Genomic DNA, 25,193 nt, shown 5'->3' with positions numbered 1-25,193 from the left:
GGGCGCGCGGTACGGGCAGCGGCCCGGACGCGATACGTCAGCGCGAGCGGTGCCTCACAGCGGCGGCTCGCCCTCGGTGTCGTCCTTGCCCTTGGCGCCCTTGCCGCCGGAGCCCTTGGCGCCGCCGGCACCCTTGCCGCCGGCGTCCTCGGCCGGGGTCCCGGACGTGCCTGCGTCGGCCTCCGCGCCGGCCGCCGGCTCCTCGGCGCCCGTCTCCTCCAGCAGGCGGGACAGCTGACGGCCCAGGATCCGCTTGAACTTGCGCTGCTGCGGCCGCGTACGGTCCAGCGTCGCGACCTCCAGCTGCTCGGCCGTCAGCGTGCGCTCCCCGCCGTTGTTGTCCCGCGAGAGCGACTCCACGGCCAGCTTCAGCGCCTCGGCCAGCGTCATGCCGTCGCGGTGCCGCTGGTCGAGATAGCTGCTGATCTGGTCCGCGTTGCCGCCGACGGCCACCGAGCCGTGCTCGTCGACGATCGAGCCGTCGTGCGGCAGGCGGTAGATCTGGTCGTCCTCCGGGGCGCTGCCGACCTCGGCGACGATCAGCTCGACCTCGTACGGCTTCTCGGCGGCGCTGGAGAAGATCGTGCCGAGGGTCTGGGCGTAGACGTTCGCCAGGCCGCGTGCGGTCACGTCCTCGCGGTCGTAGGTGTAGCCCCGCAGGTCGGCGTAGCGCACGCCGCCGATCCGGAGGTTCTCGAACTCGTTGTATTTGCCGACCGCCGCGAAGGCGATCCGGTCATAGATCTCGCTGACCTTGTGCAGGGCGCGGGAGGGATTCTCGGCGACGAAGACCACGCCGTCGGTGTACTGCAACACCACGACGCTGCGGCCGCGCGCGATGCCCTTGCGGGCGTACTCGGCGCGGTCGGCCATGGCCTGCTGGGGTGAGACATAGAACGGCGTCGACACCGGCTATCCGTCCCTTCCTGTCAAAAGCTCTCTCACTGGCGGCATTGCGGAACATCCGTCCCGTCAGAGCAGCGCGGCGCGCGGGCCGTCGGGCTGTTCGAGGCGGTGCTCATGGACGGCGCGGGCGATCTCCGAGACCTCGGCGTCGGTCAGCTTCTTGAAGCCCTCGTCGGTGATCACCGTGACGATCGGGTAGATCCGCCGCGCCATGTCGGGGCCACCGGTCGCCGAGTCGTCGTCGGCGGCGTCATAGAGCGCCTGGACCACGGCGGTGGCGGCCTGGTGCTCGGTGAAGTCCTCGCGGAAGAGCTTCTTCAGCGCGCTGCGCGCGAAGACCGAACCGGAACCGGTCGCCGCGAAACCGTGCTCCTCCGAGCGTCCGCCGGTCACGTCGTACGAGAAGATCCGGCCCTTCTCACGGTCGAGGTCGAAGCCGGCGAACAGCGGCACCACGGCCAGGCCCTGCATGGCCATCCCGAGGTTGCTGCGGATCATCGTCGACAGCCGGTTCGCCTTGCCCTCCAGGGAGAGTTGGGCACCTTCGACCTTCTCGAAGTGCTCCAGCTCCAGCTGGAAGAGCTTGACCATCTCGATGGCGAGGCCGGCGGTGCCGGCGATACCGACCGCGCTGTACTCGTCGGCCGGGAAGACCTTCTCGATATCGCGCTGCGCGATGACGTTGCCCATCGTCGCCCGGCGGTCACCGGCGAGCACCACGCCGCCAGGGAACGCCGCGGCCACGATCGTCGTGCCGTGCGGCGCCTCGATGGCGCCCTGGAGCGGCGGCAACGGGCGATTGCCCGGCAGCAGATCGGGCGCGTGCGCACCGAGGAAGTCCATGAACGACGAGGATCCAGGCGTCAGGAAGGCAGCTGGCAGACGCCCGGTGCTACGAGTGTTGGCTTCCACACGTTTCCTTCCGGATACTCGGCCGCCCGCCCAAGGCGTCCGGCCGATCCTTGAATTGGCTCAAGAGGCTGCGTTGCAGCTGAAGCACCGTACGCCCGGGACCCTACCCGTCTCCCGGGCGTGATCCACATGCCCGGGCCCGGCTCGGACACACCGGCCGGAAGGCGCCCGGTAACCCTGGGCACACCGGCCGGAGACCGTGCGCGGCGCCTCTCGGCACCGCGCACGGCACTCCGGCCGGCAGGAGGTCGGGCCGCGCCCGCTTCCGCTCCTACTGCCCGCCCTTTTGCACGAACGAGCGGACGAAGTCCTCGGCGTTCTCCTCCAGGACGTCGTCGATCTCGTCCAGCACCGAATCCACGTCGTCCGACAACTTTTCCTGGCGTTCCTTGAGGTCGTCCGTGGCCTGCGCGTCCTGCGCCTGCTCCTCGACCTCTTCCGTGGAACGCGTGGCCTTGGCCTGTCCGCCGCCGCTGTCCTTGGTCGCCATATCCCTCACCCCGCTCGGTTCGCCCCGCTCGATGTGACCTTCAAGATCCGACCCTACAAGCAGGGTCCGACATCGGCCTTGCAGTTGCTGCAACGCCCGGGAGTCACCTCGATGATTCCCGCACCGCGACAATTTCAGGCGCGGATCGGCTGTGCTCGCCGAAAGATTTCTGTCGTGCACCTGCCGTTGCTCAGCGCCCGGACAGCGTCCTCACCAGCTCCTCCGCGGTGCGGCAGCGGTCCAGGAGCTCCTTGACGTGCTTTCGCGTCCCCCGCAGCGGCTCCAGCGTGGGGACCCGTTGCAGGGAGTCACGGCCCGGCAGGTCGAAGATGACCGAATCCCACGAGGCGGCCGCCACGTCGTCCGCGTACTGCTCCAGGCAGCGGCCGCGGAAATACGCCCTGGTGTCCTCAGGAGGCTTCTGCTGGGCCCGCCGGACCTCGGGCTCGTCCAGGAGGCGCTTCATCTTCCCGCGGGCCGCCAGACGGTTGTACAGGCCCTTCTCGGGGCGCACGTCCGCGTACTGCAGGTCGATGAGGTGGAGCCGGGCCGCGTCCCAGTCCAGGCCGTCGCGGCGGCGGTAGCCCTCCATGAGCTCCCGCTTGGCGACCCAGTCCAGCTCGCCGGACAGACTCATCGGGTCGTTCTCCAGCCGGCCGAGGACGTCCTCCCACCGGGTCAGCACGTCCTTGGTCTGCTCGTCCGCATCCGCTCCGTAGCGGTCCTCGACGTATTTGCGGGCCAGCTCGAAGTACTCCATCTGGAGCTGCACGGCGGTGAGTGAGCGGCCGCTGCGGAGCGTGATCAGATGCTGCAGGGAGGGGTCGTGCGAGACACGGTGGAGGGTGCGTACCGGCTGCTCGACGGCCAGGTCGACGGCGATGAAGCCGTCCTCGATCATGGAGAGCACCAGGGCGGTGGTGCCCAGCTTCAGATACGTCGAGATCTCGGAGAGGTTCGCGTCGCCGATGATCACGTGGAGCCGGCGGTACTTCTCCGCGTCCGCGTGCGGTTCGTCGCGGGTGTTGATGATGGGGCGCTTGAGGGTCGTCTCCAGGCCGACCTCCACCTCGAAGTAGTCGGCGCGCTGGCTGATCTGGAAGCCGTGCTCGTGCCCGTCCTGGCCGATACCGACCCGGCCGGCGCCGGTGACCACCTGGCGGGAGACGAAGAACGGCGTCAGGTGCCGCACGATGTCCGAGAACGGGGTCTCCCGCTTCATCAGGTAGTTCTCGTGCGTGCCGTAGGAGGCGCCCTTGTTGTCGGTGTTGTTCTTGTAGAGGTGGATGGGCTGGGCGCCGGGGACCTGGGCGGCCCGCTCGGCGGCCTCGGCCATGATGCGCTCGCCGGCCTTGTCCCAGAGGACGGCGTCGCGCGGGTTGGTGACCTCGGGGGCGCTGTATTCGGGGTGCGCATGGTCGACGTAGAGCCGGGCGCCATTGGTCAGGATCACGTTCGCCAGGCCGATGTCCTCATCGGTGAGCTGGCTGGAGTCGGCGTTCTCCCGCGCGAGATCGAAGCCGCGGGCGTCCCGCAGCGGGTTCTCCTCCTCGAAATCCCAGCGGGCACGGCGTGCCCGGTGCATCGCGGCCGCGTAGGCGTTGACTACCTGGGATGAGGTGAGCATGGCATTGGCGTTCGGGTGGCCGGGGACGGAGATCCCGTACTCCGTCTCGATTCCCATTACTCGCCGTACGGTCATGCGGCCCTCCTTGCCCGGCGGCGCCCCCGGATGGGGTCGGCGCTCAAGTACCGCTGTGCCTCCGGTCCGTGCGCGTGCCCCACGCCCGCACAGCGTGACGCAGCGGTACCGAAGAGCCTAGAACGCCTTGGCGGCGCTGGGGAGATCATTACAGTCATTGCTCCAGTCCGGTTTTCCCTGGTCCATCGCGCCCTTTCGGGGACCTCTTCCGGAGTCTCCCGGAAAAGCGTCCGGCTGCGGACGCCCCGTGCAGGACATCCGCAGCCGGAGAGCGGTGTTACAGGTATTGGCCGGTATTCGCCACCGTATCGATGGAGCGACCGGTGTCGGCGCCCTGCTTTCCGGTGACCAGGGTGCGGATGTACACGATCCGCTCGCCCTTCTTTCCGGAGATCCGGGCCCAGTCGTCCGGGTTGGTGGTGTTGGGCAGGTCCTCGTTCTCCTTGAACTCGTCCACGCATGCCTGCAGGAGGTGGGCGACCCGCAGACCTTTCTGATTGTGTTCGAGGAATGCCTTGATGGCCATCTTCTTTGCGCGTCCTACGATGTTTTCGATCATCGCACCGGAGTTGAAGTCCTTGAAGTAGAGGACTTCCTTGTCACCGTTGGCGTAGGTGACCTCCAGGAAGCGGTTCTCCTCGGATTCCGCGTACATCTGCTCCACGACGGACTGAATCATTCCGCTGACCGCCGCCTTGCGCGATTGGTCGTGCTCGGCGAGGTCGTCGGCGTGCAGCGGGAGATTCTCCGTGAGGTACTTCGAGAAGATGTCCTTCGCGGCCTCCGCGTCCGGACGCTCGATCTTGATCTTCACGTCGAGACGGCCGGGACGCAGGATCGCCGGGTCGATCATGTCCTCGCGGTTCGAGGCACCGATCACGATCACGTTCTCGAGGCCCTCGACACCGTCGATCTCCGACAGCAGCTGGGGGACGATGGTGTTCTCCACGTCCGAGCTGACGCCGGATCCACGGGTGCGGAAGAGGGAGTCCATCTCGTCGAAGAAGACGATGACGGGGGTACCCTCGCTGGCCTTCTCCCTGGCGCGCTGGAAGACCAGCCGGATGTGCCGCTCCGTCTCACCGACGTACTTGTTGAGCAGCTCGGGGCCCTTGATGTTGAGGAAGAAGCTCTTACCCGCGGGCTGCCCGGTCACCTCGGCGACCTTCTTGGCAAGGGAGTTGGCGACCGCCTTGGCGATGAGGGTCTTGCCACAGCCGGGTGGGCCGTAGAGCAAGACGCCCTTGGGCGGGCGGAGTTCGTGCTCCTTGAAGAGGTCGGGGTAGAGGTACGGAAGCTCGACCGCGTCCCGGATCAGTTCGATCTGGCCGCCCAGACCGCCGATCTTGGTGTAGTCGATGTCCGGGACCTCTTCGAGGACGAGCTCCTCGACCTCGCTCTTCGGAATGACTTCGTAGACGTAGCCGGAGCGGGGCTCCAGGAGCAGGGCGTCGCCGGGGCGGATGGTGATGTCCAGCAGCGGCTCGGCGAGCCTCACCACCCGCTCCTCGTCGGTGTGCCCGATGACCAGGGCGCGCTCGCCGTCCTCAAGGATCTCCTTGAGGGTGACGATGTCCCCGGCGCTCTCGAACTCCATGGCCTCGACCACATTGAGCGCTTCGTTGAGCATGACCTCCTGGCCGCGCCGGAGGTCCTCCGTCTCCACGCTCGGGCTGACGTTCACCCGGAGCTTGCGGCCCCCGGTGAAAATGTCGACCGTGTCGTCCTCGTTCGCCTGCAGGAAGACACCGAAGCCGGCCGGCGGCTGCGCGAGCCGGTCGACCTCTTCCTTGAGGGCGACGATCTGGTCACGGGCCTCGCGGAGAGTATTGGCGAGACGCTCGTTCTGCGCCGAGACGCCGGCCAGGTTGGTCTGCAACTCGACGATCCGCTCTTCGAGAATCCTCGTGTGCCGCGGAGAGTCGGCGAGCTTGCGTCGCAGGACGGCGATCTCCTGCTCGAGATAGGCAACCTGGCCGGCGGGATCTTCAGACCCCCGCCCCGGCCGGATGCCGCGGTTGATGTCGTCGTCGTGGGCTGCCACGGTCCTCACCTCCTCCAAGGAGCTGGACGCTTCCTGACCCTACCTGGGCCGGTGCAGGTTGAAACCCCTAGATCGAAAAGACTGTCGGGGTGTGTCCGATCTTCACCCTTGCGCACGTCCTCACGCCAAGGGAATACCCACCCATCAACATCGGAAAGCGAGCGGTTGTATCGTCGAGTCGGTCAACACCCGTCAGGGCTGGCGCCACTTAGACAAAAACGGTTCACGTACGCAGGAACGGCAGGCGAGATGACCGAACAGGACGATGCCCCGGAGCTGGAAGTCTGGATCGACCAGGATCTGTGCACCGGGGACGGCATCTGCGCCCAGTACGCGCCGGAGGTCTTCGAGCTCGACATCGACGGCCTGGCGTACGTGAAGAGCGCGGAGGACGAGCTGCTGCAGGACAAGGGGGCCACAACGCCCGTCCCGCTGAAGCTGCTCGACGACGTCCGGGACTCGGCCAAGGAGTGCCCCGGGGACTGCATCCACGTCCGCCGGGTCAGGGACCTCGTCGAGGTCTACGGCCCGGACGCCGAGTAGCCCCCCGGGAGCGGAACGCTCCCGTCGGGCACCCCGGGCGACCGGTCAGGCACGCTGGGTGCCCATCGCGGCGGGAAGTTCGCTCTGGACGAACTTCCCGCCCTTCCATTGCCACTTGACGTCCTTGTGCACGTCCGGGCAGCAGCGCGGTACGTCGAGGGTGGAGTAGCCCAGGAGACCCGCGGAGATCACACCGTTCCCGACGGTGAGCTTCTGGACGCTGAGCTGCCGGGCGGGTGCGAGGAGTGTCGCCACGATCCGCGGGGCCGCCTTGCCGTCCGTGGGCCGGGCCAGGACGTAGACGCCGCTGGGCGGGGTGCCGGTCTCGCTGTGGCAGCGGACCACCGCGACGGTCTCGGCCGTCCCGTCGCCGTCGAGGTCGCCGGGGACCTTCCGCACCACGTCGAGGCGGTTGGGTCCGCAGTTGACCGGAAAGCTCACCCGTGCGGGGTCGGGCGCCGCGGCGGGCCGGCCGGCCCTGACGTCGTGGGAGGTCGTGGCGGTGGCGTCAGGGGGCTGAACGAAGGACGCGGCCGCAACGACCGCCGAGAGGGCGGTGGCGGTGGCGAGCCAGTGCATGGGGCGCGGCTGGGTGTGCAAGAGGTCCTGGCCTGCCATGGGCTGCACGCGGGGTAACTCCTGTGAAGTGCTGTGCCGGTGGGAGTGCCCAGCATCGTTCCACAGGAGCAGGGCGCAAGGAACCAGCTGGACCGGAGTTTTCGGTGCGGAAACGTGCAGATCCTGAGGGCGGAACGCAACGGCGCCGCCGGCGGTTCCCGGTGCGGGAACTCGTCGGCGGCGCCTGGGGATTCGATGGCCGGATCCGGCCGGCCGGACCGGGCCCTGGGAAGGGACCGTCAGTCGCGCCCGGAGGCCGCTGCCTGGTCCTTGCCGGGGCCGGTGTAGTCCTCGCCGTACGCGCCCTTCGCCGGGCGGCGGCGGCGCAGCGGGGGCTCCACACCGTCCGCGAGGCGGCGGGCGGTGAGCAGGAAGCCGGTGTGGCCGATCATGCGGTGGTCGGGGCGGACGGCGAGGCCCTCGACGTGCCAGGTGCGGACCATGGTCTCCCAGGCCGACGGCTCGTTGAACGTGCCGTGCTCGCGGATCGCCTCGACGGTGCGGGCCAGCTGCGTGGTCGTCGCGACGTACGCGCAGAGGATGCCGCCGGGGACCAGGGCCTTGGAGACGGCCTCCAGGCACTCCCAGGGGGCGAGCATGTCGAGGATGACGCGGTCGACCTCGGTGTCGGAGAGGTTGTCCTGGAGGTCGCCGACGGTGAGCGTCCAGGCGGGGTGCGGGCCGCCGAAGTAGCGCTCCACGTTCTGCGTGGCGATCTCGGCGAAGTCGGCGCGGCGCTCGTAGGAGTGCAGCATGCCGTCGTCGCCGATGGCGCGCAGCAGGAAGCTGCTGAGCGAGCCGGAGCCCACACCGGCCTCGACGACGCGGGCGCCGGGGAAGATGTCGGCCATCGCCAGGATCTGCCCCGCGTCCTTGGGGTAGACCACGGCGGCGCCGCGGGGCATGGACAGGACGTAGTCGGGGAGCAGCGGGCGCAGCGCGAGGTAGGCGACGTTCCCGGTGGTACGGACAACGCTGCCCTCGGGAGCACCGATCAGCTCGTCGTGGGGGAAGGCTCCCTTGTGGGTGTGGAAGCTCTTGCCCTCTTCGAGCGTGAAGGTGTAGTGGCGTCCCTTGGGGTCGGTGAGCTGGACCTGGTCCCCGACCTTGAAGGGCCCGCGACGGCGGGCGGCACCGGTCGGTTCGGACATGTGACCAGCCTACCGGCCCGCCGGGGCGCCGCCGACCAGCCGGGTCCCGGTCGGGCCGCGGCGCGCGCCCCGGAGGCGCACGCGCCCCGCTAGCTGGTCCGTGCCATGGCGGAGACGAAGGCGCGCTCGACGTCGGCGGTGGACAGGACGCCGTAGATGGCGCCGGTGTCCTCGACGACGAGGTATTCGGTGGCGGGTGTGGCGCGGAGGTATTCGAGCAGGTCCTCGCCGGCGAGTTCGGCCGGGACCCGCATGCCCTCCTTGAGGTCCTGGGCGAGGGTGCCCACCGGGACCCAGGGGCGGCGGTGGTCGGGGACACCGGCGATGGCGGCCTCCCGTACCAGGGCGGTCGGCGCGCCCTGGGGGTCGACGACGACCAGGGCGCGGGCGCCGGCGTCGTTGGCGCGGCGCAGCGCCTCGGAGAGCGGGGTGGCGGTCTCGACGGGGATGGCGCGCCGGGTCAGGGTGCGGGCGGTGAGGTCCGGCAGGCGCTCGCGCAGCCGGGCCATGCGCAGGCTGTTGCCGGCGCCGGTCCAGATGATGGCGGCGAGGATCGCGGCGAGCAGGGCGTCGGTGAGCGAGTCCGCGCCGCCGATCTCCGGGCGGGCGTTGCCGAGCGCTCCGGTGTGGGTGAGCAGCGGCAGGCCGATCAGCACGGTGACGGCGAGCGCGCGGCCGACCCAGGCGGCGGCGACGGTGCCGCTCATCGGCCGGCCGGTGATCTTCCACACGACGGCGCGCAGCATCCGGCCGCCGTCCAGCGGGAGGCCGGGCAGCAGGTTGAAGATCGCGACGATGAGGTTGGAGATCATCAGGCCGGCGAGCAGGACGCCGGGGACCGTACCGGGTTCGACCAGCTGCATCCCGGCGTAGAAGACGCCGGCGAGCACGAGGGAGAGCAGCGGGCCGACGAAGGCGAGGACGAACTCCCGGCCGGGGGTCTCGGTCTCCTTCTCTATCTCCGAGACGCCGCCGAAGAACTGGAGCTGGATGCGGCGCACGGGGAGCTTGAAGCGGAGCGCGGCGACGGTGTGGGCCAGCTCGTGGACGAGCACCGACGCGTAGAAGGCCACCGCGAAGAAGAGCGAGACGAGGTAGCGGGCGGCCCCGAGCTCGGGCAGCACGCGCTCCAGTTGGCCGCCGAAGACCCAGGTGATCAGGGCGGCGACGAGGAACCAGCTGGGGGCGACGTAGACGGGCACGCCGAAGGGACGGCCCATCAGGATGCCGCCCCCGCTGCCCTTCCTGCCGGGCGGGGGCGCCTTGGGCCCGCCGGGCTCCTCGGTCTGCCCGGGCGGCCGGTGCCGCCCGGACTCCTCGGGGTCCTGCGGCTTCCCGCTGTCGTCCACGGTGTGGCGTCCCCTCATCGGATACGGCATACGGCATACGGCATTCGCCCCTGCTCGGCCTGATATCTCGATCATGCAGGGCGAAGGGGTCCGGCGTCGATGGTATGCGGAGCGTCGGGGCCGCTTCCGCTGCGGGGCCCTTACGCTGCGTGCGCCCTCCGTCATCCGTCCGCGCGTGTCAGTGGCGGGCCGTAGGGTTTTGTGCCATGGGATGGAGCACGGAGCAGGACGGGGCGGCCGCGCAGGGCGGGCACGGCGCGGAGGCGGCCGGGGCGGGACCGGACGAGGGGGTGCGGGCGCGTCCGCCGGTGGCGCTCTCGCCGTCGCGGGCGAGCGATTTCATGCAGTGCCCGCTGCTTTACCGCTTCCGGGTGATCGACAAGCTGCCGGAGAAGCCGAGCGCGGCGGCGACCCGGGGCACGGTCGTGCACGCGGTGCTGGAGCGGCTCTTCGACGCGCCGGCCGGGGAGCGTACGGCGGCCGGGGCGCGCGCGATGGTGCCGGGCGAGTGGGAGAAGCTGCTGGCCAAGCGGCCCGAGCTGGCCGAGCTGTTCGCCGGGGACGCGGACGGCGAGCAGTTGGCGACGTGGCTGGCGGAGGCCGAGGCGCTGGTGGAGCGGTGGTTCTCGCTGGAGGACCCGACGCGGCTGGAGCCGGCGGACCGCGAGCTGTATGTGGAGACGGTGCTGGAGTCGGGGCTGCAGCTGCGCGGCTTCATCGACCGGGTGGACGTCGCGCCGACCGGCGAGGTGCGGATCGTCGACTACAAGACCGGCAAGGCGCCGCGGCCGCAGTTCGCCGAGGGCGCGCTGTTCCAGATGAAGTTCTACGCCCTGGTGATGTGGCGGCTGCGCGGTGTGGTGCCGCGGCGGCTGCAGCTGGTGTATCTGGGCAGCGGCGATGTGCTGACGTACGACCCGGGGGAGGCCGATCTGCGGGCCGTGGAGCGGAAGTTGCTGGCGCTGTGGGAGGCGATCCGGCTGGCGACCGAGACCGGTGACTGGCGGCCGCGGCCGACAAAGCTGTGCGGCTGGTGCGACCACCAGGCGCACTGTCCGGAATTCGGCGGCACTCCCCCGGTGTATCCGCTGGAGGCGCGCCCGGCGGACGGCGGTGGGGCCCCGCAGGGCAGAATGGAGGCGATCTAGCCTGTCCGGGCGTATCGAACGGGCGTAACGAAGGAGAGCTCGTGGCCATCCGCGTCCTGCTGGTCGACGACCAGCCCCTGCTGCGTACGGGATTCCGGATGATTCTGGAGGCGGAGCAGGACCTGGCCGTCGTCGGGGAGGCCGGTGACGGCCTGCAGGCGCTGGAGCAGGTGCGGGCGCTGCAGCCCGATGTGGTGCTGATGGACATCCGCATGCCCCGGATGGACGGGGTGGAGGCGACCCGGCAGATCACCGGTCCGGCCAAGGACGGGCCGGCGAAGGTGCTGGTGCTGACGACCTTCGACCTGGACGAGTACGTCGTCGAGGCGCTGCGGGCCGGGGCCAGCGGCTTCCTGCTGAAGGACGCGCCGGCCAACGAGCTGGTGCAGGCGATCCGGGTGGTGGCGGCCGGCGAGGCGATGCTGGCACCGAGCATCACCCGCCGTCTGCTGGACAAGTACGCCGGGCACCTGCCGTCGGGCGAGGAGGCGGTGCCGGACACCCTGCACACCCTCACCGAGCGCGAGGTGGAGGTGCTCAAGCTGGTGGCGCGCGGACTGTCGAACGCGGAGATCGCCGCGGACCTGTTCGTGAGCGAGACGACGGTCAAGACGCATGTGGGCCACGTGCTGACGAAGCTGGGGCTGCGCGACCGGGTGCAGGCGGCGGTGTACGCCTACGAGAGCGGCCTGGTGCGGCCGGGGGCCCAGTAGCCGCCGTACGCGCCCTCAGGGGCCCGTACACACGCACGGACGACGGCGGGGCCGGCCCGGGAGATGTCCCGGGCCGGCCCCGCCGTCATGTGTGCGCCGTCCGTCAGGCGTCGGCCGCCTTGCTGATCTCCCAGAACCGGAAGACGGTCGAGGCGTCCAGCGTCCATTCCAGGCCGGAGACGCCGTCGCGGGCCACCGCGTACTGCTTGCCCTGCCAGATCGGGATGACCGGCACGTCCTTGGCGACGATGTCCTGCAGCTCCCGGAAGGCGCCCTTGGTGGCGCCGCGGTCCTGCTGGTCGGCCGTCTTGGGCAGCAGCCGCCCGGTGATGGCCTGTGAGGTGTAGTGGTTGGACAGCACGCTGTCCTTGCCGAAGAACGGCTGGGTGAAGTTGTCGGGGTCCGGGTAGTCGGGGACCCAGCCCTTGACGTACACGCCGAACCGGCCGGCGGCCACGCCCTTGTCGTACTCCTCGGTGGGCACCGAGCGCACCTTGGCGTCGAACAGGCCGCTGGCGTTGAGCTGTTGGGCGATCTCCTGGAAGGCCGGGACGGTGCCCGGGCCGAACCGGTCGGGGGTGGCCCACAGCGTCAGCGGCACCTTGCCCTCCAGGCCCGCGGAGCGCAGCGCCTGCTTCGCCTTGTCGGGCTGCGGGCGGTCGCCGTAGGTGTTGAAGAAGGCGGTGTTGTGGCCGGTGATGCCGGCGGGGACGACCGAGTACAGCGGTTCGGCGGTGCGCTGGTAGACGTCCCGGACGAGGGTGGAGCGGTCCAGGAGGTACGCGATCGCCTTGCGGACGCCCAGCTTGCCGGCGACCGGGTCCTTGAGGTTGAAGACCAGGTGCATGACCTCGGCGCTGCCGCCCTCGATGACCTGGGTGCCGTGCTGCTGGCGCAGCGAGGCGTTGTCGAGGTGGGCGATGTCCTTCATGGCCAGGCCGCGGTAGGCCAGGTCGACGTCGCCGCCCTCGACGGCCTTCTTGAGCTTGTCGCTGCTGTGGAAGAACTTCACGGTCATACCGGAGTTCTTGACCTTGGCGGGGCCCTTGTAGGTGTCGTTGACGGCGAAGACGGCCTGGTCGGTGCCGTACTCCTTGAGCGTGTAGACACCGGAGCCGATGGCCTTGCCGTCGGTGCGCAGCCGGTCGGCGGGGTACTGGGTGTGGTCGACGATGGAGCCGGCGCCCGAGGCGATCTTCATGGGGAAGGTGGCGTCCGGCGTCTTCAGGTGGAAGACCACGGTCTTGGCGTCCGGCGTCTCGACGTTCTCCAGCGCGGAGAACATCACGGAGGGGCCGTTCTTGTCCTTGATGCGCTGCGTGCGGTCGAAGGAGAACTTGACGTCCTTCGAGGTCAGCGCGTCACCGTTGCTGAAGGTGAGGCCGGCCTTGAGAGTGCAGCGGTAGACCTTGCTGTCCGCGTCGGTGAACGAGCAGCTCTTGGCGGCCTCCGGCTCGGGCGTGTTGCCGCCCTTGGGGAAGCTCAACAGCGACTGGAAGACGTTGTTGAACAGCAGCCAGGACCCGGGGTCGTAACCGGCTGCGGGGTCGGTGGCCACGACCTTGTCCGTCATTCCCATGACCACGGGTTCACCGCGGCCGGCAGCTCCCGAGTCGTCCGTGCCGCACCCGGCGACCGCGAGCAGGGCTGTGGTCAGCCCTGCTCCGATCGGGGCGGCCAGCCACTGGTCACGCTTCCTCACTGAACGGTCCTCACGATCTGGGTGGTGCCTGTCGGGCCGCGGTACGAACGCCGCGGCGGAGTGGAGAGGTGTGGCGGGGTGGTACGCACGCTCAGTCGGCGACGCCGCGGCCGAGCTCCCAGATCTGCAGCCCCGACGAGGAGTTGAGGGCCCACTCGACGCCGGTGATGTCGTCGCGGGCGGCGACGTACTGCTTGCCCTGCCACAGCGGGAGGAGCGGCACGTCGTCGGCGATGATGTCCTGCGCCTGCTTGAAGTCGGCGGCCGCGGCGTTGCGGTCGGACTGCTGGCGGCTGGACGGGATGAGCTGCGACTCGATCTTGCCGTTGCGGTACGGGGAGCCGAGGAAGTTCTGCTTGCCGATGAACGGTGCGATGTAGTTGTCGGCGTCCGGGATGTCGGGGAACCAGCCCATGTTGTAGACGGTGTACTTGCCGGCGAGGGAGTCGTCGCGGTACTGCTGCCAGCTGGGCACGCCCTTGAGGCGCACGTCGAAGAGCTTGGTCGCGTTGAGCTGGCTCTGCAGCGCGCGGACCTCCTTGACGGTGCTGGAGCCGTAGTGGTTCGTGGTGTAGGCGAGGGTGAACTTCACCGGGGTGGTGATGTTCGCGGCCTGCAGGGTCTTGCGGGCGGTCGCGACGCTGGGGTTCCCGTACTTGTTGAAGAACGAGTTGATGTGGCCGGTGAGGCCGGTGGGGACCATCGAGAAGAGCGGGTCGCCGGTGTAGGAGTAGACGTTGCGCACCAGGTCCGAGCGGTTGATGATCTGCGCCATCGCCTGCCGCACGGCCTTGTTGGAGACGGCCGGGTCCTTGGTGTTGAAGGCCAGGTAGCGGATCTCCTGGCCGGGCATCTCCTGGAGGGCGATGTGGTTGTTGCGCGCGTTCTCCAGGCCCTTGACCTGATCGGGCGCCAGGCCACGGTTCATCAGGTCGACGTCGCCCTTGCGCAGCGCCTTCTCGACGGAGTCGGAGTCGTCGAAGAAGCGCATCTCGATCTTGTCGTTCTGCGCCTTCTCCCCGCCCTTGTAGTCCGGGTTCTTGGTGAAGACCGCCTTGGTGATGCGGTTGCTGCTGCGCTCGGTCTTGACGGTGTACGGGCCGGAGCCGACCACGTCGAAGCCGCTGTAGAGGCGGCTCTTGGGGTACACCTGGGAGTCGACGATGGCCGCGGCGGGCGTGGTGAGCTTCTGCGGGAAGGTGGCGTCCGGCTTGCTGAGGTGGAAGACCACCTCGGTGTCGCTGGGCGTCTCGACCTTGTCGATGTCGTCGAGCAGCGACACCGGGCCGTTGGTGTTGTTGATGGTCTGCATGCGCTCGATGGAGAACTTGACGTCCTGCGCCGTCAGGGCGTGCCCGTTCGAGAACTTCAGGCCGCTGCGCAGGGTGCAGCGGTACTGCTCGTTCTGGGTGTCGCGGAACCCGCAGGACTCGGCCGCCTCCGGCACCGGCGCGGTCCCGCTGCGCGGCAGCCGCATCAGCGTCTGGAGCGTGGCACGCAGGACGTTCCACGCGTCGACGTCGTACGCCTGGGCCGGGTCGAGGGGGGCGGGCGCCGCCTTGGTGGCCTCGATGTGGGTGGCCACCCCCACGACGATCGGATCGCCACCGTCGCCCGCGCCGTCCGAGCTGCCACAGGCAGCGAGCACGGGGGCAAGGAGACCGGCCAGCGCCGGCAGCACCAGGGTCTTGCGATTCATCGTCGACAGGTTCCTTATCAGCGCAGAGGTGTTGCTCGCGTCGACATTAGTAGGAACGGCCAGCCGCGCTGGGACACAAAGGAGTTGCAGCGATATGGGTACCGGATAGCCACGACGGCGTGATCGATATCCGGACGGCGGAACGATTCGCGCGTTGCTCCACCAATCCGGACACTTACCCCCGTAGAAACCCCCGAAGACAGCCTCCGGAACAGCTGTCGGGTCCGCTGTCGACGGCCCGGCACGTGAGAAACGTCACGCATTTGCGGGCCCGCGGCGATGCGGCTATTCAGTCAGCGCATTCGTCACGGAAAATGAGCGGCCCGTTCCGCACAGTTTCGTCGGCTTTCCCCGCGATACGCTCAGTGCACGCCGCCGCGGCTTTCCGTGATGAGCGACCGGAGAAATGGCAGATCCACTTCTTCCAGCGAGCGGACGACCGTCCGGCCCGCCGCCGGCGGGATCGGCGTCACCGAGGGCACCGCGACGACCGGGCAGCCCGCCGCCTCACCCGCCGTCACCCCGGTCAGGGTGTCCTCGACGACGGCGCAGCGCTCCGGGGCCGCCCCCAGGCGCGCCGCGGCGGTCAGGTACGGGTCGGGGTGCGGCTTGGTGCGCACCAGGTCGTCGCCCGCCAGGGTCAGCCGGAAGTGCTCCGGGCCGAGCGAGTGGAGCATCTGGTCGACGACGGCGCGGTGCGAGGCGGAGACCAGGGCGGTGGGCACCTCGTGGGCGGCCAGCTCGGCCAGCAGCCTGCGGGCGCCCGGCATCAGCGGGACGCCGCGCCGGATGCGGGCCAGGAAGGCGGCGTTGAGCAGCACGCTGAGCTCGGGCAGGCTGATGTCCACGCCGGTGACCTGGATCAGGTAGTTGGCGCTGCGCGACATCGGGCCGCCGACCACCACCTCGCGGTGCGCGTCGTCCAGGATGTGCCCGAGGCCGGCGAACACCTCGGCCTCGGCCTCCCACCAGAACCCCTCGGTGTCGACGAGCGTGCCGTCGAGGTCGAGGAAGACCGCCTGGAGGGTCGCGCCGTCGGCCGTTCGGGTGCCGATCGCGGGGATGCTGCTGGTCATCCATCCACCTCCACTGCGACTGTCCCCGAAGGGACGAAAGGGCCGGTCGCCATCCCCGGCTGGGGGACACGACCGGCCACTACCGGACCGACCAGTGTACGACGGTGCGCGGTGAAAAGCGCGGTGGCGCAGGTCAGGGCCGCACGGAAGCTGCTCCGAACGGCCCTGACCTGCTTACGGCGGGTTACCTCGCGTTGAAGTACTTCGCCTCGGGGTGGTGGATGACGATGGCGTCGGTGGACTGCTCCGGGTGCAGCTGGAACTCCTCGGAGAGCTGGACGCCGATCCGCTCCGGCTGGAGCAGGTCGGCGATCTTGGCGCGGTCCTCCAGGTCGGGGCAGGCGCCGTAGCCCAGCGAGAAGCGCGCGCCGCGGTACTTGAGCGCGAACATGTCCTCGACGTCGTCGGGGTCCTCGCCGCCGAAGCCCAGCTCCGCGCGGACCCGGGCGTGCCAGTACTCGGCCAGCGCCTCGGCCAACTGCACGGACAGGCCGTGCAGTTCGAGGTAGTCGCGGTAGGAGTTGGCCTCGAAGAGCTCGGCGGTGGCCTCGCCGATCCGGGAGCCGACGGTGACGACCTGGAGGCCGACCACGTCCCGCTCGCCGGACTCCTCCGGGCGGAAGTAGTCCGCCAGGCACAGCCGCCGGCCACGGCGCTGCCGCGGGAAGGTGAAGCGGGTGCGCTCGGTGCCGTCCTCGTGCAGCAGGATCAGGTCCTCGCCCTTGGACACGCAGGGGAAGTAGCCGTACACCACGGCGGCTTCCAGGAGGTTCTCGGTCTGGAGCTTGTCGAGCCAGCCGCGCAGCCGGGGGCGGCCCTCGGTCTCCACCAGCTCCTCGTACGTCGGGCCCTCGCCGGTGCGCGCCTGCTTGAGGCCCCACTGGCCCTTGAACAGCGCGCCCTCGTCCAGCCAGGACGCGTAGTCCGCGAGCTGGATGCCCTTGACGACCCGGGTGCCCCAGAACGGCGGGGCGGGCACCGGGTTGTCGGTCGCGACGTCCGAGCGCACCGCGCCCTCGGGCTCCTCGACCTCCAGCGCCGCGGTGTCCCGCTTGGGCACCCGGCGCTGCTTGAGCTCGGGGAGGGTGGCGCCGGGCACCCCGCGCTTGACGGCGATCAGCGCGTCCATCAGGCGCAGGCCCTCGAACGCGTCGCGGGCGTAGCGGACCTCGCCCTCGTAGATCTCGTGCAGGTCCTGCTCGACGTACGCGCGGGTGAGGGCGGCGCCGCCCAGGATCACCGGGAAGTCGGCGGCCATCTTGCGCTGGTTGAGCTCCTCCAGGTTCTCCTTCATGATCACCGTGGACTTGACCAGGAGGCCGGACATGCCGATGACGTCGGCGCGGTGCTCCTCGGCGGCTTCGAGGATGGCCGAGACCGGCTGCTTGATGCCGAGGTTGACGACGTTGTAGCCGTTGTTGGACAGGATGATGTCGACGAGGTTCTTGCCGATGTCGTGGACGTCGCCGCGGACGGTGGCCAGCACGATCGTGCCCTTGCCCTCGTCGTCGGACTTCTCCATGTGCGGCTCCAGGTAGGCCACCGCGGTCTTCATCACCTCGGCGGACTGGAGCACGAACGGCAGCTGCATCTGGCCGGATCCGAACAGCTCGCCGACGACCTTCATGCCCTCCAGGAGGGTGTCGTTGACGATGTCGAGGGCGGGGCGCTCCTGGAGCGCCTCGTCGAGGTCGGCTTCCAGGCCGTTCTTCTCACCATCGATGATGCGCCGCCGGAGCCGCTCCTCCAGCGGCAGCGCGAGCAGTTCCTCGGCCCGGCCGGCCTTCAGCGACTTGGCGGTGGCGCCCTCGAACAGCTCCATCAGCTTCTGCAGCGGGTCGTAGCCCTCGCTGCGGCGGTCGTGGATGAGGTCGAGGGCGGCCTTGACCTCTTCCTCCTCCAGCCGGGCGATCGGCAGGATCTTCGAGGCGTGCACGATGGCCGAGTCCAGGCCGGCCTTGACGCACTCGTCCAGGAAGACGGAGTTGAGGACGATGCGGGCGGCCGGGTTGAGGCCGAAGGAGATGTTCGACAGGCCGAGGGTGGTCTGGACGTCGGGGTGACGCCTCTTCAGCTCCCGGATGGCCTCGATGGTGTTGACGCCGTCCTTGCGGGACTCCTCCTGGCCGGTGCAGATGGTGAAGGTCAGACAGTCGATGAGGATGTCCGACTCATGGATGCCCCAGTTGCCGGTCAGGTCGGCGATCAGCCGCTCGGCCACGGCCACCTTGTGCTCGACGGAGCGGGCCTGGCCCTCCTCGTCGATGGTGAGCGCGATGAGCGCGGCGCCGTGCTCGGCCGCCAGCGCGGTGACCTTCGCGAAGCGGGACTCGGGGCCGTCGCCGTCCTCGTAGTTGACGGAGTTGATGACGGCCCGGCCGCCGAGCTTCTCCAGGCCGGCCCGGATCACGTCCAGCTCGGTGGAGTCCAGGACGATGGGCAGGGTGGAGGCGGTGGCGAAGCGGCCCGCCAGCTCCTCCATGTCGGTGACGCCGTCCCGGCCGACGTAGTCGACGCACAGGTCGAGCATGTGGGCGCCCTCGCGGATCTGGTCGCGGGCCATCTCCACACAGTCGTCCCAGCGGCCCTCCAGCATCGCCTCGCGGAACTTCTTCGAGCCGTTGGCGTTGGTCCGCTCGCCGATGGCCAGGTAGGAGGTGTCCTGGCGGAACGGCACGGTCTGGTAGAGCGAGGCGGCGCCCGGCTCGGGGCGGGGGTTGCGCTCGGCCGGGACGGCGCCGCGGACCCGCTCGACGACCTGGCGCAGGTGCTCCGGCGTCGTACCGCAGCAGCCGCCGACCAGGGAGAGGCCGTACTCGGCGACGAAGGTCTCCTGCGCGTCGGCCAGCTCGCCGGGGGTCAGGGGGTAGTGCGCGCCGTCCTTGCCCAGCACCGGCAGGCCCGCGTTGGGCATGCAGGCCAGCGGGATGCGGGAGTTGCGGGCGAGGTAGCGCAGGTGCTCGCTCATCTCGGCCGGGCCGGTGGCGCAGTTCAGGCCGATCATGTCGATGCCCAGCGGCTCCAGGGCCGTGAGGGCGGCGCCGATCTCGGAGCCGAGCAGCATGGTGCCGGTGGTCTCGACGGTGACCGAGCAGATCACCGGGAGGTCGGTGCCGGTGGCTTTCAGGGCGCGGCGGGCGCCGAGGATGGCGGCCTTGGTCTGCAGCAGGTCCTGGGTGGTCTCCACCAGCAGCGCGTCGGCGCCGCCGGCGATCATGCCCTCGGCGTTCTGCTGGTAGGCGTCGCGCAGCGTGACGAAGGGGGCGTGGCCCAGGGTGGGCAGCTTGGTGCCGGGGCCCATGGAGCCGAGCACGTAGCGCTGCTGTCCGGTGGAGGCGGTGAACTCGTCGGCGACCTCGCGGGCGATCCGGGCGCCGGACTCCGACAGCTCGAAGACGCGCTCGGGGATGTCGTACTCCGCCAGTGCGGCGAAGTTCGCGCCGAAGGTGTTGGTCTCGACGCAGTCGACGCCGACCGCGAAGTACTCCTCGTGCACGGAACGGACGATGTCGGGCCGGGTGACGTTGAGGATCTCGTTGCAGCCCTCCAGCTGCTGGAAGTCCTCCATGGTCGGGTCCTGGGCCTGCAGCATGGTGCCCATCGCTCCGTCGGCGACGACGACGCGGGAGGCCAGTGCCTCCCTGAGGGATTCGACGCGGGACGGGCTGATGGACGATGGCGTGTTCGAGGCCATGGAGGTGCTCCCTGGTTGCGACGGCTGTCGGCTTTGCGCCCCCGCCTACGGAGGCGCACCCGGCCAGCGTAGCTGCCGGTCCGGTACACGTGTTCCCCGTTTCACGCCCTGGACAGCACCCCACCACCCCCCTGTCGTGCACTATCCGTGATCGTTGGCAGACTCCCTTCGCTCACCCAGAACGTCCGGCTCGCTGACTCCAGTCGACATGGACCGATATCGTTCAGCATTGTCGAACCGCATACTTCGGAGGTTGCCCGATGGCACGCACCATCCAGTCGCTGGAGCGCGCCGCAGCGATGCTGCGGCTGCTCGCAGGAGGGGAGCGGCGGCTGGGGCTCTCCGACATCTCCTCCTCCCTGGGGCTGGCCAAGGGCACCGCGCACGGCATTCTGCGCACGCTCCAGCAGGAGGGCTTCGTGGAGCAGGAAGCCGCCTCGGGCCGCTACCAGCTGGGCGCGGAGCTGCTGCGGCTGGGCAACAGCTACCTGGACGTGCACGAGTTGCGGGCCCGGGCCCTGGTGTGGACCGACGACCTCGCGCGCTCCAGCGGCGAGGCGGTCTACCTGGGCGTGCTGCACCAGCAGGGCGTGCTGATCGTGCACCACGTCTTCCGGCCGGACGACAGCCGGCAGGTGCTGGAGGTGGGCGCGATGCACCCGCTGCACAGCACGGCACTGGGCAAGGTGCTCTCGGCGTACGACCCGGTGGCGCACAGCGAGGTGGTCGAGGCGGAGCGGGAGGCGTTCACCCCGCGCACGGTGACCGGCCTCGGGGACGTCGAGGGCCTGCTGGACCTGGCCCGGGCGCGCGGCTGGGCGGCGGACGTGGAGGAGACCTGGGAGGGCGTGGCGTCGGTGGCCGCGCCGATCCACGACCGGCGGCGGATGCCGGTGGGCGCGGTGGGCATCACGGGAGCGGTGGAGCGGGTCTGCCTCGACGGCGAACTGCGGCCGGAAATCATCGCTGCCGTGAGGGATTGCGCACGTGCAGTGTCCCGTGATCTTGGCGCAGGGCGATTCTGACCCTTTCGCCCTTTAAGTTCACCTAAGTTTTTGGCCAAAGAACCCTTGACGGGGTTCTTACGGTGAACAAAACTGCCGTTCATCGGTCGGCATTGTCGAACACCTAACGACAATATTCGCTATGGTGGGGCAGTGCCGGTATCGATCACGGCCCTCTCGGAGGGCGCGGACCACCGGACGGGACCCGGGGTTCGCCTTCCCCTGGACGAAGGACAAAGGAGTCGCGGGTGTCCAGCTCCGACATCTTCATCAGCGAGACCATCGGTACCGCTGTTCTGATCTTGCTCGGCGGTGGCGTCTGCGCCGCCGTCACCTTCAAGCGCTCCAAGGCGTTCAACGCCGGATGGGTCGCCATCGCCTTCGGGTGGGGCTTCGCCGTCCTCACGGGTGCCTACATCGCCGCGAAGTCCGGCGCACACCTCAACCCGGCCGTCACCCTGGGCCTCGCCATCAAGGGCGCCATCCAGTGGAGCCAGGTGCCGGTCTACCTGGCGGGCGAGATGCTCGGCGCCATGATCGGCGCGGTGCTCGTGTGGATCGTCTACTACGGACAGTTCCGCGCGCATCTGACCGACCCCGAGGTCCTGGCTGATCACACCAGCCACGAGGGCATGGTCGACCAGGCCACCGCGCCGAAGGCCGGCCCGGTTCTGGGCATCTTCTCCACCGGCCCGGAGATCCGCAATGCCGTGCAGAACCTCGCCACCGAGATCATCGCCACCGTGGTGCTGGTGCTGTCGATCCTCACCCTCGGGCTGAGCGACAACGGCAAGGGCGTCGGCACGATCGGCACGCTGCTGGTCGCACTGGTGGTCACCGGCATCGGTCTGTCGCTGGGTGGTCCGACCGGGTACGCCATCAACCCGGTCCGCGACCTCGGTCCGCGAATCGTGCACGCGTTGCTGCCGCTGCCGAACAAGGGCGGTTCAGACTGGGGCTACGCCTGGATTCCGGTCGTCGGCCCGCTCATCGGCGGCGCCATCGCCGGGGGCCTCTACCAGGTGGCGTTCGCCTGAGCCGCCTGACCGCCCCGCTGCCCGCACAGACTTCTTGGAGCACACCATGAGCGAGACCCCCACCACCTCCTCCCACGGGCACGGCCCGTTCATTGCCGCCATCGACCAGGGGACGACGTCCAGCCGCTGCATCGTCTTCGACAAGGACGGCCGGATCGTCTCGGTCGACCAGAAGGAACACGAGCAGATCTTCCCGAAGCCGGGCTGGGTCGAGCACGACGCCGCCGAGATCTGGACCAACGTCCAGCAGGTCGTCGACAGCGCCGTCGAGAAGGCCGGGATCACCGCGGCCGACGTCAAGGCCATCGGCATCACCAACCAGCGCGAGACCACCGTGCTGTGGGACAAGAACACCGGCGAGCCGGTCCACAACGCCATCGTCTGGCAGGACACCCGCACCGACGCGCTCTGCAAGGAGCTCGGGCGCAACGTCGGCCAGGACCGCTTCCGCCGCGAGACCGGTCTGCCGCTGGCGTCGTACTTCGCCGGCCCGAAGATCCGCTGGCTGCTCGACAACGTCGAGGGCCTGCGCGAGCGCGCCGAGCGCGGCGAGATCCTCTTCGGCACCATGGACTCCTGGGTCATCTGGAACCTCACCGGCGGCGTCAACGGCGGCCACCACGTCACCGACGTCACCAACGCGTCGCGCACGATGCTGATGAACCTGCACAACCTGCAGTGGGACCAGAAGATCCTCACCTCGATGGAGATCCCGGCCGCCGTGCTGCCGGAGATCAGGTCCTCCGCCGAGGTCTACGGCGAGGCCGCCGGCGGCGTGCTGGCCGGTGTCCCGGTCGCCTCGGCGCTCGGGGACCAGCAGGCCGCGCTCTTCGGCCAGACCTGCTTCAACCAGGGCGAGGCCAAGTCCACGTACGGCACCGGCACCTTCATGCTGATGAACACCGGCCACGAGCCGGTCAACTCCTACAACGGCCTGCTGACCACCGTCGGCTACCGCATCGGCGACCAGCAGCCGGTCTACGCCCTGGAAGGCTCCATCGCCGTCACCGGCTCGCTCGTCCAGTGGATGCGCGACCAGATGGGGCTCATCAACAGCGCGGCCGAGATCGAGACCCTCGCCAGCACGGTCGAGGACAACGGCGGCGCCTACTTCGTACCGGCCTTCTCCGGCCTGTTCGCCCCCTACTGGCGCTCGGACGCACGCGGTGTCATCGCGGGCCTCACCCGCTACGTCACCAAGGCGCACATCGCGCGCGCCGTGCTCGAGGCCACCGCCTGGCAGACCCGCGAGATCACCGACGCCATGACCAAGGACTCCGGCGTCGAACTGACCGCGCTCAAGGTCGACGGCGGCATGACCTCCAACAACCTGCTGATGCAGACCATCTCGGACTTCCTGGACGCGCCCGTGGTGCGCCCGATGGTCGCCGAGACCACCTGCCTCGGCGCTGCCTACGCGGCCGGACTGGCCGTCGGCTTCTGGTCCAGCACCGACGAGCTGCGCGCCAACTGGCGCCGGGCCGCCGAATGGACCCCCCGGATGGACGCGGCCACCCGTGACCGCGAATACAAGAACTGGCTCAAGGCCGTCGAGCGGACCATGGGCTGGCTCGACGACGAGAGCTGACGAGGAGCACATCATGAGCACCCTGCAGAGCGCCCCGGCACTCGGGACGCACCCGGCCCACGGTTCGCACGCGAGCCGCGCCGAGACCCGGGAGCAGCTTTCCAAGGCAACGTACGACCTCCTGGTGATCGGTGGCGGCATCCTGGGCATCTCCACTGCCTGGCACGCCGCGCAGGCCGGGCTGCGGGTGGCCCTGGTGGACGCCGGTGACTTCGCCGGCGCCACCTCCTCCGCCTCCTCCAAGCTGCTCCACGGCGGTCTGCGCTACCTGCAGACCGGCGCGGTCAAGCTGGTCGCGGAGAACCACTTCGAGCGGCGTGCGGTGTCCCGCCAGGTGGCACCGCACCTCGCCAACCCCCTGACCTTCTACCTGCCGGTCTACAAGGGCGGCCCGCACGGCGCGGCCAAGCTCGGCGCGGGCGTCTTCGCCTACTCCGCGCTCTCCGCGTTCGGTGACGGCGTCGGCCACGTCATATCCCCGGCCAAGGCGCAGCGCGACGTGCCCGAGCTGCGGACCGAGAACCTCAAGGCCGTCGCCGTCTACGGCGACGACCAGATGAACGACTCCCGGATGGCCCTGATGACCGTCCGTGCCGCGGTCGCGGCCGGCGCCACGGTCCTCAACCACGCCGAGGTCACCGGACTGCGCTTCACCCAGGGCCGGGTCACCGGTGCGGAGCTGAAGGACCGCATGGAGGGCGAGGAGTTCGGCGTCAACGCCCGCCTGGTCCTCAACGCCACCGGTCCGTGGGTGGACCACCTGCGCAAGATGGAGGACCCGAACGCGGCGCCCTCCATCCGGCTGTCGAAGGGCGCGCACCTGGTCCTCAAGCGGACCGCGCCCTGGAAGGCCGCGCTGGCCACGCCGATCGACAAGTACCGCATCACCTTCGCCCTCCCCTGGGAGGACATGCTGCTGCTGGGCACCACGGATGAGGAGTTCGAGGGCGACCCGGCGGATGTCGCGGTCACCGAGAAGGACACCGCCCAGATTCTGGACGAGGCCGCCTTCTCCGTCCGCGACCAGCAGCTGTCGCGGGATCTGATCACGTACTCCTTCGCGGGTCTGCGGGTGCTGCCCGGCGGCCCCGGCGACACCTCCAAGGCCAAGCGCGAGACGGTCGTGACCGAGGGCAGCGGCGGCATGCTGTCGGTGGCCGGCGGCAAGTGGACGACCTTCCGGCACATCGGCCGTACGGTCATGAACAAGCTCGCCGCGCTGCCCGGCCACCCGCTGGCCGACGACATGGAGCCGATCGCGCACCTGCCGAAGAAGCTCCCGCTGCCCGGTATCGCCAACCCCAACGCGGTCGCGCACCGGCTGCTCGTCGACGGCGGCACGCCCGGCCCGCGAATGGCCCCGGAGACCGCCCGTCACCTCGCCACCCACTACGGCTCGCTGTCCTTCGACATCGCCCGGCTGGCGAACGAGGACCCGGCGCTGGCCGAGCGCATCCACCCCGACGCGCCGGAGATCTGGGCGCAGGTCGCCTACGCCCGCGACAACGAGTGGGCCGAGACGGTCGACGACGTGCTGCGCCGCCGTACGACCCTGACGATCCGCGGTCTGGACACGGAGGACGTCCGGGCCAGGGTCAAGGGCATGCTGGAGAACTGACGGCCCGCCGGCGCGGCCGGCAGCACGCCGAGTGACGATGGGACGGTCCACGGGGGGGCCGTCCCATCGCCGTATCCGCAGGCCGGAGCGCGTACAGAGGGCGAGCGTGCGAGGTGTGGCGGTGACTGTCAGTGGCGGCTGCCATGATGGTCACCACGGCATCCCGACCGGGGATCCGCCGTGGGGGATCAGCAACGGG

The 25,193-nt window shown here is 69.6% G+C and carries 19 protein-coding genes and 1 pseudogene; 7 read left to right on the top strand and 13 right to left on the bottom strand.

All coding sequences use genetic code 11. The features are described from left to right. Window positions 1-54: 54 nt before the first annotated feature. The 6 genes and pseudogenes from prcA to arc all read right to left on the bottom strand — a co-directional run bounded on the left by prcA (window position 55) and on the right by arc (window position 6,054). Entirely contained in the window at window positions 55-909 is an 855-nt protein-coding gene (gene prcA / locus OO62_RS25765; protein ID WP_033269963.1) for a proteasome subunit alpha, read from the bottom strand. 63 nt (window positions 910-972) lie between these two features. Further along, the gene (gene prcB, locus OO62_RS25760) at window positions 973-1,818 is read right to left on the bottom strand and encodes a proteasome subunit beta (protein WP_033269962.1); all 846 of its coding nucleotides are present in this window, start codon (window positions 1,816-1,818) and stop codon (window positions 973-975) included. Continuing rightward, window positions 1,770-1,956, bottom strand: a pseudogene (locus tag OO62_RS41770) (endonuclease domain-containing protein); the annotation flags it as partial. The pseudogene OO62_RS41770 and the gene prcB, both read right to left, overlap by 49 nt. A 133-nt stretch (window positions 1,957-2,089) precedes the next feature. Continuing rightward, complete coding sequence (locus OO62_RS25755) at window positions 2,090-2,308, bottom strand: ubiquitin-like protein Pup (RefSeq protein WP_033269961.1); 219 nt, start codon at window positions 2,306-2,308, stop codon at window positions 2,090-2,092. A gap of 190 nt (window positions 2,309-2,498) precedes the next feature. After that, a complete protein-coding gene (gene dop / locus OO62_RS25750; RefSeq protein ID WP_180290006.1) occupies window positions 2,499-4,010 on the bottom strand; it encodes a depupylase/deamidase Dop in 1,512 nt (503 codons plus the stop codon). Window positions 4,011-4,287: 277 nt separating this feature from the next. Next, a complete protein-coding gene (gene arc, locus OO62_RS25745) occupies window positions 4,288-6,054 on the bottom strand; it encodes a proteasome ATPase (protein ID WP_033269959.1) in 1,767 nt (588 codons plus the stop codon). 249 nt (window positions 6,055-6,303) lie between these two features. Between arc and OO62_RS25740 the strand changes: the two genes are divergently transcribed. Further along, window positions 6,304-6,597, top strand: a complete 294-nt coding sequence (locus OO62_RS25740) for a ferredoxin (RefSeq protein WP_033269958.1) — start codon at window positions 6,304-6,306, stop codon at window positions 6,595-6,597. A 45-nt stretch (window positions 6,598-6,642) separates the two neighbouring features. Here OO62_RS25740 and OO62_RS25735 read toward each other — a convergent pair whose 3' ends face one another. The 3 genes from OO62_RS25735 to OO62_RS25725 form a co-directional block, all read right to left on the bottom strand. Continuing rightward, a complete protein-coding gene (locus OO62_RS25735; protein WP_099868836.1) occupies window positions 6,643-7,215 on the bottom strand; it encodes a hypothetical protein in 573 nt (190 codons plus the stop codon). Window positions 7,216-7,454: 239 nt separating this feature from the next. After that, window positions 7,455-8,366, bottom strand: a complete 912-nt coding sequence (locus tag OO62_RS25730) for a tRNA (adenine-N1)-methyltransferase (protein WP_033269956.1) — start codon at window positions 8,364-8,366, stop codon at window positions 7,455-7,457. An 89-nt stretch (window positions 8,367-8,455) separates the two neighbouring features. Next, window positions 8,456-9,733, bottom strand: coding sequence for a site-2 protease family protein (locus OO62_RS25725; protein ID WP_410177140.1), 1,278 nt, complete (start codon window positions 9,731-9,733; stop codon window positions 8,456-8,458). Window positions 9,734-9,921: 188 nt separating this feature from the next. Between OO62_RS25725 and OO62_RS25720 the strand changes: the two genes are divergently transcribed. After that, the gene (locus tag OO62_RS25720) at window positions 9,922-10,863 is read left to right on the top strand and encodes a RecB family exonuclease (RefSeq protein WP_033269954.1); all 942 of its coding nucleotides are present in this window, start codon (window positions 9,922-9,924) and stop codon (window positions 10,861-10,863) included. Window positions 10,864-10,904: 41 nt separating this feature from the next. Next, window positions 10,905-11,576: a response regulator gene (locus OO62_RS25715; RefSeq protein WP_033269953.1), complete on the top strand. Its 672-nt coding sequence runs from the start codon at window positions 10,905-10,907 to the stop codon at window positions 11,574-11,576. 103 nt (window positions 11,577-11,679) lie between these two features. On the opposite strand, the gene OO62_RS25710 is transcribed toward OO62_RS25715, so the two are convergent. The 4 genes from OO62_RS25710 to metH form a co-directional block, all read right to left on the bottom strand. Further along, entirely contained in the window at window positions 11,680-13,278 is a 1,599-nt protein-coding gene (locus tag OO62_RS25710; RefSeq protein ID WP_033269952.1) for an ABC transporter substrate-binding protein, read from the bottom strand. 91 nt (window positions 13,279-13,369) lie between these two features. Next, window positions 13,370-14,977, bottom strand: a complete 1,608-nt coding sequence (locus OO62_RS25705; RefSeq protein ID WP_033269951.1) for an ABC transporter substrate-binding protein — start codon at window positions 14,975-14,977, stop codon at window positions 13,370-13,372. Between the two features lie 362 nt (window positions 14,978-15,339). Continuing rightward, window positions 15,340-16,053: an HAD family hydrolase gene (locus OO62_RS25700; RefSeq protein ID WP_033269950.1), complete on the bottom strand. Its 714-nt coding sequence runs from the start codon at window positions 16,051-16,053 to the stop codon at window positions 15,340-15,342. A gap of 184 nt (window positions 16,054-16,237) precedes the next feature. After that, a complete protein-coding gene (gene metH, locus OO62_RS25695) occupies window positions 16,238-19,747 on the bottom strand; it encodes a methionine synthase (protein ID WP_033269949.1) in 3,510 nt (1,169 codons plus the stop codon). A gap of 260 nt (window positions 19,748-20,007) precedes the next feature. On the opposite strand from metH, the gene OO62_RS25690 reads away from it, so the two are divergent. From OO62_RS25690 to OO62_RS25675, 4 genes are all read left to right on the top strand, one after another. After that, a complete protein-coding gene (locus tag OO62_RS25690; protein ID WP_033269948.1) occupies window positions 20,008-20,772 on the top strand; it encodes an IclR family transcriptional regulator in 765 nt (254 codons plus the stop codon). Between the two features lie 227 nt (window positions 20,773-20,999). Beyond that, window positions 21,000-21,788 (top strand): MIP/aquaporin family protein, encoded by a 789-nt coding sequence (locus OO62_RS25685; RefSeq protein ID WP_033269947.1) that lies wholly within the window; start codon window positions 21,000-21,002, stop codon window positions 21,786-21,788. A 46-nt stretch (window positions 21,789-21,834) separates the two neighbouring features. Continuing rightward, window positions 21,835-23,376: a glycerol kinase GlpK gene (gene glpK / locus OO62_RS25680; RefSeq protein ID WP_033269946.1), complete on the top strand. Its 1,542-nt coding sequence runs from the start codon at window positions 21,835-21,837 to the stop codon at window positions 23,374-23,376. Window positions 23,377-23,389: 13 nt separating this feature from the next. After that, window positions 23,390-24,994 (top strand): glycerol-3-phosphate dehydrogenase/oxidase, encoded by a 1,605-nt coding sequence (locus tag OO62_RS25675; protein ID WP_033269945.1) that lies wholly within the window; start codon window positions 23,390-23,392, stop codon window positions 24,992-24,994. Window positions 24,995-25,193: the final 199 nt, after the last annotated feature.

The organism is Streptomyces lydicus (assembly GCF_000717345.1).
Classification (GTDB): domain Bacteria; phylum Actinomycetota; class Actinomycetes; order Streptomycetales; family Streptomycetaceae; genus Streptomyces; species Streptomyces lydicus.
The sequence above is the reverse complement of the archived record's forward strand: the minus strand, read 5'-3'. Positions and strand labels throughout refer to the sequence as shown.

What these genes read in the sequence shown, in the direction of transcription:
- OO62_RS25740 (WP_033269958.1), top strand. Translation starts at nt 6,304, where the DNA reads ATGACCGAACAGGACGATGCCCCGGAGCTGGAAGTCTGGATCGACCAG.
- OO62_RS25690 (WP_033269948.1), top strand. Translation starts at nt 20,008, where the DNA reads ATGGCACGCACCATCCAGTCGCTGGAGCGCGCCGCAGCGATGCTGCGG.
- OO62_RS25730 (WP_033269956.1), bottom strand. Translation starts at nt 8,366, where the DNA reads ATGTCCGAACCGACCGGTGCCGCCCGCCGTCGCGGGCCCTTCAAGGTC.
- glpK (WP_033269946.1), top strand. Translation starts at nt 21,835, where the DNA reads ATGAGCGAGACCCCCACCACCTCCTCCCACGGGCACGGCCCGTTCATT.
- OO62_RS25720 (WP_033269954.1), top strand. Translation starts at nt 9,922, where the DNA reads ATGGGATGGAGCACGGAGCAGGACGGGGCGGCCGCGCAGGGCGGGCAC.
- dop (WP_180290006.1), bottom strand. Translation starts at nt 4,010, where the DNA reads ATGACCGTACGGCGAGTAATGGGAATCGAGACGGAGTACGGGATCTCC.
- OO62_RS25735 (WP_099868836.1), bottom strand. Translation starts at nt 7,215, where the DNA reads ATGGCAGGCCAGGACCTCTTGCACACCCAGCCGCGCCCCATGCACTGG.
- OO62_RS25725 (WP_410177140.1), bottom strand. Translation starts at nt 9,733, where the DNA reads ATGAGGGGACGCCACACCGTGGACGACAGCGGGAAGCCGCAGGACCCC.
- OO62_RS25700 (WP_033269950.1), bottom strand. Translation starts at nt 16,053, where the DNA reads ATGACCAGCAGCATCCCCGCGATCGGCACCCGAACGGCCGACGGCGCG.
- OO62_RS25705 (WP_033269951.1), bottom strand. Translation starts at nt 14,977, where the DNA reads ATGAATCGCAAGACCCTGGTGCTGCCGGCGCTGGCCGGTCTCCTTGCC.
- OO62_RS25755 (WP_033269961.1), bottom strand. Translation starts at nt 2,308, where the DNA reads ATGGCGACCAAGGACAGCGGCGGCGGACAGGCCAAGGCCACGCGTTCC.
- OO62_RS25675 (WP_033269945.1), top strand. Translation starts at nt 23,390, where the DNA reads ATGAGCACCCTGCAGAGCGCCCCGGCACTCGGGACGCACCCGGCCCAC.
- metH (WP_033269949.1), bottom strand. Translation starts at nt 19,747, where the DNA reads ATGGCCTCGAACACGCCATCGTCCATCAGCCCGTCCCGCGTCGAATCC.